This window comes from Novosphingobium humi, from assembly GCF_028607105.1.
In the GTDB taxonomy this organism is placed as follows: domain Bacteria; phylum Pseudomonadota; class Alphaproteobacteria; order Sphingomonadales; family Sphingomonadaceae; genus Novosphingobium; species Novosphingobium humi.
The window spans coordinates 579,487-590,819 of record NZ_CP117418.1 but is presented as its reverse complement, the minus strand read 5'-3'; the positions used below and the strand labels follow the sequence as shown (position 1 = coordinate 590,819).

Below are 11,333 nucleotides of genomic sequence, written 5' to 3'. Positions count from 1 at the left end.
GTCAAAATAAACGACGTTTAAATAGGGCGGTCGGTTGCCGATTTGGATCGCTTCAAAAAGGCTTTGGAGCGGCCACGTCCACGGTTTTGGGAGAAGGCGTGCGTCGGGGCACCCCATTGGCTCAGGTCTTTAATCCATCAATGACATCCGCGCCGATGCGCGCCCTCAAGCGAGGTAGAGCATGCCCTTCGAAATTTCAGTCAATCTTGAATATGCATTCCAGGATGCCGGTGAAACCATAGAGCAGAGAATCGATGCCGCTGCCGCCGCCGGGTTTCGTTACGTGGAACTGTTCCTGCTGAACGGGCGCGATCTTCACGCAATTCGTGACGCATTGGCGCGCAATGGGGTGCAGCTTGTCAGCACGGTCGCAGATTATGTAACCCAGTTGGTCGATCCGCAAACGCATGAGGGCTTTTGCAATATCTTCCGCAAGGCGGCGCAAGACGCGCTCTTTTTGGGTTGCCGCAATGTGGTGGTGACATCGGGACGCGCGGTTCCATGGCTGACCCGCCCGGTCCAGCTGCGCATTTTCGCTGATGCGCTGGTGCGGCTGCTGCCGATCGCAGAGGAACTCGGCGTCACGATTTATCTGGAATCGGCCAATACGCGCCATGATCATCCCGGCGTCCTGTGTTCGACAACACAGGACAGCGCCTGTGTCGTGGAAATGCTCTCCTCGCCGCACGTCAGGCTGATCTACGATCTTTATCACTCAGTCGTGGAAGGGGAAGATCCGGCTAAAGAACTGCCGCGCGTCATCCATCTTGCAGACCACATTCAGATTGGCGACGTCCCTGGCCGGGGAGAGCCGGGTTCCGGCACAATCGACTGGCCGGCGCAACTCGCCTTGTTGAAAGAACTCGAATATAAGGGTTTGATCGGGCTTGAGCTCAAGCCAACCAAAGCGCCCACTGCCAACGCGTTGGCCTACATACAACAGCTCTGCGCCGATGCATGAAACACTGCGATAAGGCATCCCAGGTTTCCCAGAGGGATTTTCGGAAGAGTTGAATGGAAGACAGCTATTGAGGAGATATCCGGGGACGATGAAAGACTTCTACTTGTTGATTGACACTGAGAGTTGACCAGGGTCGGGTGCGGATGAAAACTTGGACCGATTGTTATACGCTAAAGCCAAGACTTTTTCGGTAGTCGATTGGACTGAGGGAACCAAGAGATATCTTGATCCGCTTCTCATTGTAGCAATGGATATAAGCGTCAGCCTCTTTGACGAATTGCTCAATGGTGGCGGCCTTCCAGCGCGCTGCGATGACATAGACCAGCGACCGGTTCCGGCGCTCCAGCCAAGGGGCCTGAACGTCAGGAATGGCGGCGGAGGCGGAGTTATGGGTCTGCGGGAAGCCAATCACCATTATAGACGGAGGACTAACGGTCCGAAAGCGTATGGTTGCGGGGTTTTCGAAGGCTTTCGCCATTTTGCATTTTTCACGCTGGCCCGCGAATTGACGGCAGCCTCCGTTTGGGCAACATTAGAATAACAATACTATTTTTGGAGAGGGTTCCGTGCTCATAAACGGGTGGAAGCGGTGCATGGCCAGCGCCATGGTTTTGGCGATATCAAGCGGTGCGGCGCAGGCCAAGCCCGTGTGGCGAGAGGCGTTTGAGTCCAGCCCAGCCACTTACGAAGCGGCATCGGAAAGCTTCGTCAAATTTGCCGCCGAGCACTGGCACTTGCCGGCAGACAAATTGCGCCTCGAACTGACGCCCCTGCCGGTTTCCGGCACGGTCCGCTATCGCATCACCGTGCAGGCGGCCGGAAGCAAGCTGCGCATCAGGCTCTCGAATGAGGAGGGCACCGCGCCGCTGCGTTTGAGCGCGGCCTCGATCGGCGTGGCAGGCGATGCTTTCGCCGCCCGCCTTGGCTCGCTGCACGCCTTGACATTCGGAGGCGCCGCCGGCGTGACGATCCCGGTTGGCGCGCCCGTTCTGAGCGATCCCGTCGATCTGGCGGTCAAGCAAGGCGCAGAGCTGATGGTGAGCGCCGCGCTGGCCTCGCCCATGATGAACGAAGGGCGCGGCGGGGCTGGTTTCGTGGTTGCTCCGGGCAATCAGGCCATGCGAACCGCGCTTGATCAGGCAGCCCCGATGAGGGGCAGGCCGCTGGTCACCGGCGTTTCAGTGCTGAGCGAAGCGCCGCCCCATGTCATTGTCGCGCTGGGCGATTCCATCACCGATGGCAACAAGGACAGACCCGATGCCCTGCATGGCTGGCCCGAAGTGCTGGCGCGCAGGCTGGCGGCGCGCAAGGGCGGCGGGCGCTATACGGTGTTGAATGCCGGGATCGCGGGCAACCGGGTGCTTTCGCCGGGGTGGGGTGCGGCCAGCATGGCACGGCTGGATCGGGATGCGTTGCGGATTGATGGCTTGAAACATCTCATCCTGCTTGAAGGCATCAACGACATCAACTTCTCCGGCCACAGTCTGTTTGGCGATTACCCGGACATCACGGCAGAGGAACTCATCGCCGGCTACCGCCAGATCATCGCGCGAGCCCATGCCCGCTCGGTGAAGATCTATCTCGGCACGCTGACGCCCAACCCCTTTGATCCTCTCACCTCAACCCCGGCCAAAATGGCGATGCGCGACGCAGTCAACCACTGGATCCGCACATCGCACGAGCCGGACGCGGTGATCGATTTTGAAGCCATGGTACGCGATCCGGCCAAGCCGACGCAGTTCAAGCCCGAGTTCGACTCAGGCGATCATCTGCACCCCAGCGATAAGGGGCATCAGGCCATGGGCCATGGCATTGACCTCTCGCTCTTTCCCTGACGTCGATCGCTGTAAAGAGGGAGATGATGCGGTATGCCGCAAGCGTTTTGGCCAATGAACCTATGGCAGGTGTGAATGAAACATTTTTGGCGCCAGAACGTCGGCTACGGCGGCGCTACCCCTACCGGGGCCCTACGAGCTGACGGCATCTACAGCCATCGCGATCCAAACGGGCGAACAAGGTTTCGGGACCGGCGCAGCAAACACCGGCCCCTCTGCCGTCATCGAGTCACGGCACTCGCAGGATGATCTTGCCGAAGCTGGCGCCGGTTTCCATCCGGCAATGAGCTTCGGGAGCCTGATCAAGAGAGTAGCTGCTGTCGATCACTGGGCGGATGGAACCATTGGCGAAATGCCCCAGCCATGCCTCACCAAAGCGTTGGACCATGGCATGTTTCACCGCCTGATCGCGCGATTTCATCACCGTGCCGATGATGCGCAGATGCCGGTAGAGCAGGAGATCAAGCGGCAGTTTTGCATCTGCTACGCCGCCCATGATGCCCACCTGCACCAGGCGACCGCCATAGTTCATGGACCGAATATTGCGCTCCAGATTGGGCGCGCCGATGAAATCGACGATCACATCCACGCCGCGCCCTTCGGTGATTTCGGCCACGATCCGGGCGAAATCCTGCGTTTTGTAATCCACGCCGACATCGCCGCCGATGGCTTTCACCTTGTCGATCCGGGCGCCCGGCGCGGTAAAGATCACCTGGCCCCCGCGCGCCTTGGCCAATTGCACCGCCGCCGAACCGACCCCGCCCGAAGCGGCATGGACCAGCGCCCATTCGCCCGGTTGCAGTCCGGCCAGATGGATCAGCGCCTCATGGGCGGTGACAAAGACCTCCATGATGCCCGCCGCCTCGACCAGATCCAGATTGTCGGGCACGGGCAGCGCCATGCGGTAATCAAGGCGGGCCAGTTCGGCATAGGCGCCGCCGCCGGTAATGCCCATCACCCGGTCGCCTACCTTGTAGCCGGGCACATCGCGGCCCACGGCCACCACTTCGCCCGCCATTTCGAGGCCAATCAGGGGCGAATCCCCGAAATCGGCCCAGCCGTAAAATCCGTTGCGAAAGCTCAGGTCCGCCCGGTTGATCCCGGCAGCGGCAACCTTCACCAACAGGTCCGTGGGGCGCAGCACGGGCTCTGGCACTTCACGAATTTGCAGCACATCGGCATCGCCAAAGGCATCGAACTGGATCGCCTTCATTGCCCGTCTCCCGTCTGGGCGCCCAATGTGGCCGCGGCGATGGCCGAAGCCGTGATGGCGGCGGGGAAACCGGCGTAGAACGAGAGATGCGTGATCAGGGCGCCCAGCTCCTCCTTGGTCACGCCATTGTCCATGGCGCGCTTGAGATGGGCGGGGAGCTCGTGCTCGGCGTGAAGCGTGATCAGCGCGGCGACGGTAGCGAGGCTGCGGTCCCGCCGGGACAGGGCAGGATCGTTCCAGACCTGCGAATAGAGCGGCTGTTCGACAAATTGGGTCAATTGGGGGGTAAAGGCGCGGGCGGCCTCGCGCGGGCTGGTAAAATCGATGGCGGACATGGGGGATCTCCTGAACAGGGTGGGTCAGATCTGGCTGATGAATTTGGTGACGAGGTAATTGTCGATGCCTTCCTCGCCGCCTTCCGAGCCGTAACCGCTCTCCTTGAAGCCGCCGAAGGGCAGTTCGGAAACGATCATGCTGAAATGGTTGATGCCGATCATCCCGGCCTCCAGTTCGTCGCCTGCGCGGATCGCGGTCTGCGCATCGCGTGTGAAGACATAGGCGCCCAAGGCGTAGGGCAGCCGGTTGGCCTCCTCGATGCCGTCCTCGAAGGTGGCAAAGGGGCGGATGATGGCGATGGGGCCGAAGGGTTCCTCCTGCATCACGCGCGCATCGAGCGGCACATCGGTGAGCACGGTGGGTTCGAAGAAAAAGCCGGGGCCGGGGATGGGCTTGCCGCCCGTCAGCACGCGCGCGCCGCGCGCCACGGCATCCTCGATCAGCGCCTGCGTCTTGGCCACTTGCCGGGGGTTGGAGAGCGGGCCGACCTGCGTGGCCGGATCATGGCCATCGCCGACCTTCAGGGCCTTGGTCGCCGCCACGAATTTCTGCGTGAATTCCTCCAGATTGTCCTGCTGGACCAGAAAGCGGGTAGAGGAGATGCAGATCTGCCCGGTGCCGCGAAAGCGGTTGGCCGCGCCAAGGGTCGCCGCCGCATCCAGATCGGCATCCTTGAACACCAGCACTGGCCCGTGGCCGCCCAGCTCCAGCGTGATCGGCTTGACGCCCTGCGCGGCCTGCGCGGCCAGCAGGCGTCCGACCGGCACCGACCCGGTGAAAGTCACTTTGCGGATAATGGGCGAGGCGATCAGATGCGCGCTGATGTCGGCGGGAACACCGAAAAGGATCTGCACCACGCCCTTGGGCAGGCCCGCATCCTCCAGCGCGCGGCCGATGGCCAGAGCCGTGGCGGGGCATTCCTCGCCCGGCTTGATGATGACCGAGCATCCGGCGGCCAGCGCGGCGGCCAGTTTGCGCGCCGGGGTGATGGCCGGGAAATTCCAGGGGGTAAAGGCCGCCACCGGGCCGATGGGCTGGCGCTTGACCAACTGCTGCACCTCGGCGCGGCGCGAGGGGACGATGCGGCCATAGGTGCGCTTGCCCTGTTCGGCGAACCATTCGAAATAATCGGCGGCGCTGGCCACTTCATACTTCGCCTCGCTCAAGGCCTTGCCCTGTTCGGTGGTCATCAGCCACTCGATATGGGCGGCGCGCCGGCGGATCAGTTCGGCGGCGCGCTTGAGCACCTTGGCGCGGTCATAGGCGGGGGTGCGGCTCCACACACCAAAGGCGCGCTGCGTGGCGCTCAGGGCGCGCTCCACATCCTCATGCGTGGCATGGGGCACGCGGCCCACCACGCGGCCATTGGCCGGATTGATCACGGGCGAGGTGTCGCGGTTGCCCGCCTCCACCCATTCGCCGTCGATATACAGATACAGGTCATCGAACCGGTCCTCGACCGGGGTGCGAACAGCATGCATGGATTATCTCCTTGGGGGCGGGGTGAGGGAACCCCGAAACACCGTCCTGCGGTGTGCCCATGGATCTAAACCCCTTGGGGCTTTGCGATAATCCATTGCCTGCTCGAAACGCCTGTGCCAAAATCGCAAAGGTGAAAGATCCCCGTTTTGCCGAACACCTCTCCGTCTTTGTCGATGTCGTGCGCGCGGGCAGCTTTTCGGGCGCGGCGCGGCGGCGCAATGTCACGCCATCGGCCATCGTGCGGCAAATCGACGCGTTGGAGGCCGGACTGGGCACGGCGGTTTTCGTGCGTTCCACCCGCGCGCTGGCCTTGACGGATGCAGGGCGCGTGGTGTTCGAACGCGGCCAGCCCATTCTGGATGAACTGGTCGATCTGCGCGCCGAAGTGCTGGGGCTCGACGATGCGGTGACGGGCGTTCTCCGGCTCGCCTGTTTCCCCACTTTTGGCAAACGCTATGTTATCCCCATCGCCCATGCGCTGATGGAGCAGCACCCCGATTTCAGCATCGAGCTGGACCTGACCGAGCGCCTGGCCGATCCAGTGATGGAGCGGCTGGATGCGGTGATCCGCATCGGCCACCTGGCCGACAGCACGCTGATTTCCAGCAAGATCGCGTCCGATCGCCGCCTGCTGGTGGCAGAGCCGGCCTATCTGGCCAAGCACGGCATTCCCGCCCGCGAGGAAATCAGCGAACATCGCCTGATCGACAAGCTGCATGGGCCCGACCTGCTGGGCTGGCGCCATGTGCTGGGCTGTTCCACGGCTGAATTGCCCAGCGCGCGGACCGTGTTTCGCTGTGATGATTTCGAGGCGCTTCGTCAGGCGGCGCTGCGGGGGATCGGCATCGCGCTTCTGCCGGAATGGGTGGTCGGGCCGGATGTGCGCGCCGGGTTGCTGCAAAAACTGCCGCATGACGTGATCGCACCGGAGGGCGATGCCGGGATCTATGTGCTGCGCGCGCTGCCCAAGCCCAGCGCCCGCCTCGCCGTTTTCATGGCGGCGCTGCGCGGCCATATCGGGTCGCCGCCGGTCTGGGCGCATGACCATCAGCCAACCGAGGCGCAATTAGCGGCAGTGCCCTCTTTCAGGCTCGCTCCCACCATGCTCGAATTGCCAACGAACGCATGACCCAGTGCGGAACAGTAGAACAAGCGGATCATTGGTGATGAAATGGAGCAACGTTTCCGTCGCTCTTGACTCACGTGAACATAGGACAGGTTCCGACCCCGGGAATGTGGGGCGTGAACGGCGGCTCTGAAGGCGGCATTTGGCAAAGCGTTGGCAACTATTCGGACCGGTCTCGGGCAATCTGCCATGCTGATCGTGTTACTCCAATCCGGCTCTGCGGCCAGAACATTGCACCGTTCAGGCCGTGGCGGTGATGATTTCCACGCGCGCTGACATCCAGACGGCGCCATCGCGCAAGTTGGCGGTGCAGACCGCAGCCATACGGGCATGTGCCTGGGCCTGTTCGCGAACTCCTGCGTCGGCCAGCGGCCCGGCCGCAGACGAGGATGCAAGGAGAAATTCTGCCGCCGCATCGGGCGCCATCCCGCCGCCGACCTGCAGGTCGCCGCGCCAGGTTTTGGCGGCGCAATCGCGAAACCCGGCGGTGTTCAGCAGCGCCAGCAACCTTGATGGGTCGCCATAGCGGCAGGGTCCGGGCGCATCCGGATCGGGCTGTGGCAGATCGATCACTGCCGCCACCGCCTCTCGCACGCCGGCCATAAAGGTCACCTCTTTGCCGGATCCCCAAACCGCGAAGGCCAGCGTTCCGCCCGGCTGCAGCCAGTGGTGCAGATTGGCGAAGGCCTGTTCCGGCGCCTCGAAGAACATAACCCCGAAGCGCGATGCGAGACGATCAAACCTTTCTGCGGGCCGGAAACTGGCGACATCGGCAAGGGTGAAGCGCGCGATGCTGCCCGTCCGGGCTTTGGCCGCTTCGACCAGATCCGGCGAGATATCAAAACCCTCGATCATGCTGCCCGGCGTGGCGGCGGCGGCAATGGCGCGCGTTGTGGCGCCGCCGCCCGCCCCGATCTCCGCGATCCGCAAGCGCCCGGTGAGATCCAGCGCCGCGATCAACGGGGCATCGATGGGGGCAAGCATGGCCTCCATCGGATCAAGCTGATCGCGCCATTTCACACCGCGCGTTTCGGCCCAGGTTTGACTGGATGGAGATTGGGTGGCCGCCATCGTATGACCTCTTCGAAGCTGGCTTCCCTGATATGTTCCGCGCTGCGATAAGTCCAGGCTGGGCTTTTGGAGCAACAAAGACCCTCGGCGCACCATAGCCATCAGTTTGATGGTGATAGCGCTGTGACCGGCCGCGACCAACTCTCGCCGTTCCGACACGGCAGGAGGAATGTCAGGTCACGCTGAAACTTGCCATTCGCAAAATTGAGAGCCGCTGACCACCAATGCACCATGCATCAGGTTATGTTACGCGACGCGACAGTGATCTGAAATTCAAACCCTGCACCAGCCATTCTAATAGATGTCGGTGGTAAACGAACCTGACTGGCCAGCGCGAATAAAGCTTGAGTAAGATTATTCGGGCCACCTCGACCGAATCTGACGCTTCGGCGAACCTCCACCTCAATGCCCGCCGCTTGTATCGATTGGACCTTGGGGCTTGGGTGCCAGCCAGATCAACACCCCGGTGAAGGCAAGGCACAGTGCCACCACGGCGAACATGTTGAGTGTGGCGAGCATCACGCTCTGACTTTCAACGGTATTGGTCAGCAAGGCGACTGCCGTTTCGGGCGCTTGGCCCGACGCGACCAACGCATCAATCGTTGAAGGGCCCTGCTGCATGGCTCCAACCAGTTCGGCTTGATTGAACCGCGCAGCATTGGTCCAACCCGTCTGGACAAGCGAGGTGGCAAAGGCGGCGGCCAGCGTGCGCAGAAAATTGGAAATGCCGGCGGCGTCGGCATGTTCATGCGGTTCAACGCTGGCGATGCACAGGCCGGTGACGGGGATGAAGAACATCATCAGGAAGGGGCCGGTCAGCAGCATGGGCCAGGCCATCTGCAGAAAGGTCATATCCGGCGTGAAGGCGGTGCGCCAAAGCGAGATGAGCGCCATGCCCGCGATCCCGATGGAGATGAGCAGTCGAAGATCCATCTTGGCCGCCGCCGCGCCGATGGCCGGTGAGGAAAGCACCGCGAAGATCCCCATGATGCCCGTCGCATAACCTGCCCAGGTCGCGGTATAGCCCATATTCTGCTGAAGCCAGAGTGGGATCAGGACGACCGTCGCGAAATAGGCGGCAAAGCTCATCGCATAGGTGACGGAAGCCACTGTCCGTCGTCAGAACATTTGGCACATCAGGCGTCGTAAATTAACGGAGAGTGGGCCTCGTCTGGGGTTTGGTTTTAGGCGGCGAGCTTGCGGTGTTGCAAGCGTCGATGTTCGATGGTCTGTCGCTTGATGGTTTCGCGCTGTTTGATGATGGCTTGCGCCCTTCCGAAGTAGGCGTCAGCGGGTGTCACGTTCTTCAAGCTCTCGTGATAGCGCTGGTGATTGTAATGCTCGATGAAGGCCGCGATCTGGTTTTCGAGGTCGCCGGGCAGGAAATAGTTCTCCAGCAGGATGCGGTTTTTCAGGGTCTGGTGCCAGCGCTCGATCTTGCCCTGGGTTTGTGGATGCATCGGGGCTCCGCGCACATGGCTCATGTCGCGGGCCTTGATGTACTGAGCCAGTTCCTCGGCGATGTAGCTGGGGCCATTGTCGCTGAGCAGGCGTGGCTTGTGGAGCACTCTGGCGCTGTCACAACCCGAGGCGGCCAGAGCCAGGTCGAGCGTGTCGGTGACGTCCTGGGCGCGCATGTTGGTGCACAGCTTCCAGGCGATGATGTAGCGGGAGAAGTCATCCAGCACGGTGGACAGGTACATCCAGCCCCAGCCGATGATCTTGAAATAGGTAAAATCGGTTTGCCACATCTCGTTGGGCCGGGTGGTTTTGGTGTGGAAGGCCTCGGCGGCCTTGATCACGACATAGGCCGGGCTGGTGATCAGGTCGTGAGCCTTCAAAAGGCGGTAAACGGTTGCCTCGGATACGAAATAGCGCTTCTCGTCGGTGAAGCGCACGGCCAGTTCGCGTGGGGAAAGTTCAGTCTGCTCCAGCGCCATCTCGACGATCTGGCCCTGGATGTCTGCGCCAATGCGGTTCCACACCCGGCCGGGCGCCGAAGGCCTGTCCGTCAGCGCCTCAGGACCGCCTTCGAGGAAACGATCATACCAGCGGTAGAAGGTCCGCCGGGCGATGCCCAACTGATCCAAGGTCTGTCTGGCGGGCAGGTGCGACTGCTCGACAAGCCTGATGATCTCAAGTTTCTCGGACGCGGGATACCTCATTCCTCGTCGCCCCCATCCGCGATCATGCTTTTTTTGAGCAGGCGGTTCTCCAGCGTCAGATCGGCCACGCATTCCTTCAGGGCACGGGTCTCGCGCAGCAGGTCCTGCACTTCGCCGCTGGTCGCGGCGCGGGCAGTGTCGCCCGCCAATCGGCGCTTCCCGGCTTCCATGAACTCTTTTGACCAGGTGTAATACAGGCTCTGGGCGATGCCTTCCTTGCGGCACAACTCGGCGATGCTGGCCTCGCCACGCAGGCCATCGAGCACGATACGGATCTTGTCTTCAGCGGAGAAATGCCGGCGGGTCTGGCGGCGGATGTCCTTCACCACCTGCTCGGCAGGGGCCTTGGCTGGCGATTTTCTCGAGGAGGGTATGGGCTTCATCTGCGTTCCTTCGTCACTACGACGAAGCCCATACCCTCCTCAAATCTCAACCCCTAATCTGTGCCAAAGGCGCTGACGGGGGACATATTATCTCACATCAGAGCCTCTTGCCACGGCCGCTTCGATGGATCTGATGAATTGATCGCCATATTGGTTGGTCGAGACATGGTCATGATCATGCTCGCCCAGATCGTGGCCAGTGCCGAAGGTATTCTTGAGCCTAGCGAATATATTCGGGTCGCCCTCGGCAAGGTGCCGGATGAGGGCTTGCAAAATACGCTCGTGGGCCAGCACACGGCGTTCCAGATCGGTGGCTTCTATGGGCATAAGGGGTCCTTGATGATGGCTGTATCGAAGGGAAGGGCTTCGGCTTTGCGCGGCGCCTGTCGCAGGATCTCACCATGGACCGCCGCGTATCCCTCCGTGCTGTCGCCGGCCAAATCGAGGGGTTTGGCCCCCAGCGAGGCATTATGCGCATTCAGAAAAGCTATCGCATGATCCCTGTTGCCGAAAAGCATATAGGCAAGGTTGGCGATCAGGCTTTGCCGTTCCAGATACTGAGCGGTAAGTGGCGAGGCTCCTTTCAACCAGTGCGCGTTGCCACGATAGGGCATATAGGCGGATTTGCCGGTTGTGGTCATGGCTTGCTCCCTTGGAAAGAGGGGCGGGCAGGGGGGGATGAGGTGCTGTTCATTTCGGGTTCCATGTGATGTGACGCCAACTTTCTGCGTAGTTTCCGAGGCGTGAAGCCGGCAGGCAAG

At 61.7% G+C, this 11,333-nt stretch carries 11 protein-coding genes and 1 pseudogene; 3 read left to right on the top strand and 9 right to left on the bottom strand.

Annotated features, from left to right (window positions below; genetic code table 11):
* The first annotated feature begins 181 nt into the window (after positions 1-181).
* Positions 182-961 carry a TIM barrel protein gene (locus PQ457_RS18525; protein ID WP_273620326.1) on the top strand — a complete coding sequence of 260 codons (780 nt, stop codon included), beginning with the start codon at positions 182-184 and terminating at the stop codon, positions 959-961.
* Positions 962-1,124: 163 nt separating this feature from the next.
* Here the strand turns inward: PQ457_RS18525 and PQ457_RS18520 are convergent.
* Positions 1,125-1,262, bottom strand: a pseudogene (locus PQ457_RS18520) (IS3 family transposase); the annotation flags it as partial.
* 292 nt (positions 1,263-1,554) lie between these two features.
* Between PQ457_RS18520 and PQ457_RS18515 the strand changes: the two are divergent.
* Complete coding sequence (locus PQ457_RS18515) at positions 1,555-2,796, top strand: SGNH/GDSL hydrolase family protein (RefSeq protein WP_273620325.1); 1,242 nt, start codon at positions 1,555-1,557, stop codon at positions 2,794-2,796.
* 229 nt (positions 2,797-3,025) lie between these two features.
* Here PQ457_RS18515 and PQ457_RS18510 read toward each other — a convergent pair whose 3' ends face one another.
* Genes PQ457_RS18510 through PQ457_RS18500 form a run of 3 tightly spaced genes read right to left on the bottom strand, consistent with a single transcriptional unit; the run spans position 3,026 to position 5,826 of the window.
* Entirely contained in the window at positions 3,026-4,009 is a 984-nt protein-coding gene (locus PQ457_RS18510) for an NAD(P)H-quinone oxidoreductase (RefSeq protein ID WP_273620324.1), read from the bottom strand.
* The gene (locus tag PQ457_RS18505; RefSeq protein WP_273620323.1) at positions 4,006-4,344 is read right to left on the bottom strand and encodes a carboxymuconolactone decarboxylase family protein; all 339 of its coding nucleotides are present in this window, start codon (positions 4,342-4,344) and stop codon (positions 4,006-4,008) included. The genes PQ457_RS18510 and PQ457_RS18505 overlap by 4 nt, the downstream gene beginning before the upstream one ends.
* A gap of 24 nt (positions 4,345-4,368) precedes the next feature.
* Positions 4,369-5,826 carry an NAD-dependent succinate-semialdehyde dehydrogenase gene (locus PQ457_RS18500; protein WP_273620322.1) on the bottom strand — a complete coding sequence of 486 codons (1,458 nt, stop codon included), beginning with the start codon at positions 5,824-5,826 and terminating at the stop codon, positions 4,369-4,371.
* 131 nt (positions 5,827-5,957) lie between these two features.
* On the opposite strand from PQ457_RS18500, the gene PQ457_RS18495 reads away from it, so the two are divergent.
* A complete protein-coding gene (locus PQ457_RS18495; protein ID WP_273620321.1) occupies positions 5,958-6,956 on the top strand; it encodes a LysR family transcriptional regulator in 999 nt (332 codons plus the stop codon).
* Between the two features lie 237 nt (positions 6,957-7,193).
* On the opposite strand, the gene PQ457_RS18490 is transcribed toward PQ457_RS18495, so the two are convergent.
* From PQ457_RS18490 to PQ457_RS18470, 5 genes are all read right to left on the bottom strand, one after another.
* Positions 7,194-8,165, bottom strand: coding sequence for a class I SAM-dependent methyltransferase (locus PQ457_RS18490; protein ID WP_273620320.1), 972 nt, complete (start codon positions 8,163-8,165; stop codon positions 7,194-7,196).
* 261 nt (positions 8,166-8,426) lie between these two features.
* On the bottom strand, positions 8,427-9,113 hold the full coding sequence (locus PQ457_RS18485; protein ID WP_273620319.1) for an MFS transporter: 687 nt from the start codon (positions 9,111-9,113) through the stop codon (positions 8,427-8,429).
* A gap of 95 nt (positions 9,114-9,208) precedes the next feature.
* A protein-coding gene (locus PQ457_RS18480; protein WP_273620318.1) for an IS3 family transposase occupies positions 9,209-10,572 on the bottom strand; the annotation gives its coding sequence in 2 pieces (ribosomal slippage) (positions 9,209-10,224 and positions 10,224-10,572; 1,365 coding nt in all).
* Between the two features lie 87 nt (positions 10,573-10,659).
* Positions 10,660-10,899: a hypothetical protein gene (locus PQ457_RS18475; RefSeq protein ID WP_273620317.1), complete on the bottom strand. Its 240-nt coding sequence runs from the start codon at positions 10,897-10,899 to the stop codon at positions 10,660-10,662.
* Positions 10,890-11,213, bottom strand: coding sequence for an antitoxin Xre/MbcA/ParS toxin-binding domain-containing protein (locus tag PQ457_RS18470; protein WP_273620316.1), 324 nt, complete (start codon positions 11,211-11,213; stop codon positions 10,890-10,892). The genes PQ457_RS18475 and PQ457_RS18470 overlap by 10 nt, the downstream gene beginning before the upstream one ends.
* Between the last annotated feature and the right edge of the window lie 120 nt (positions 11,214-11,333).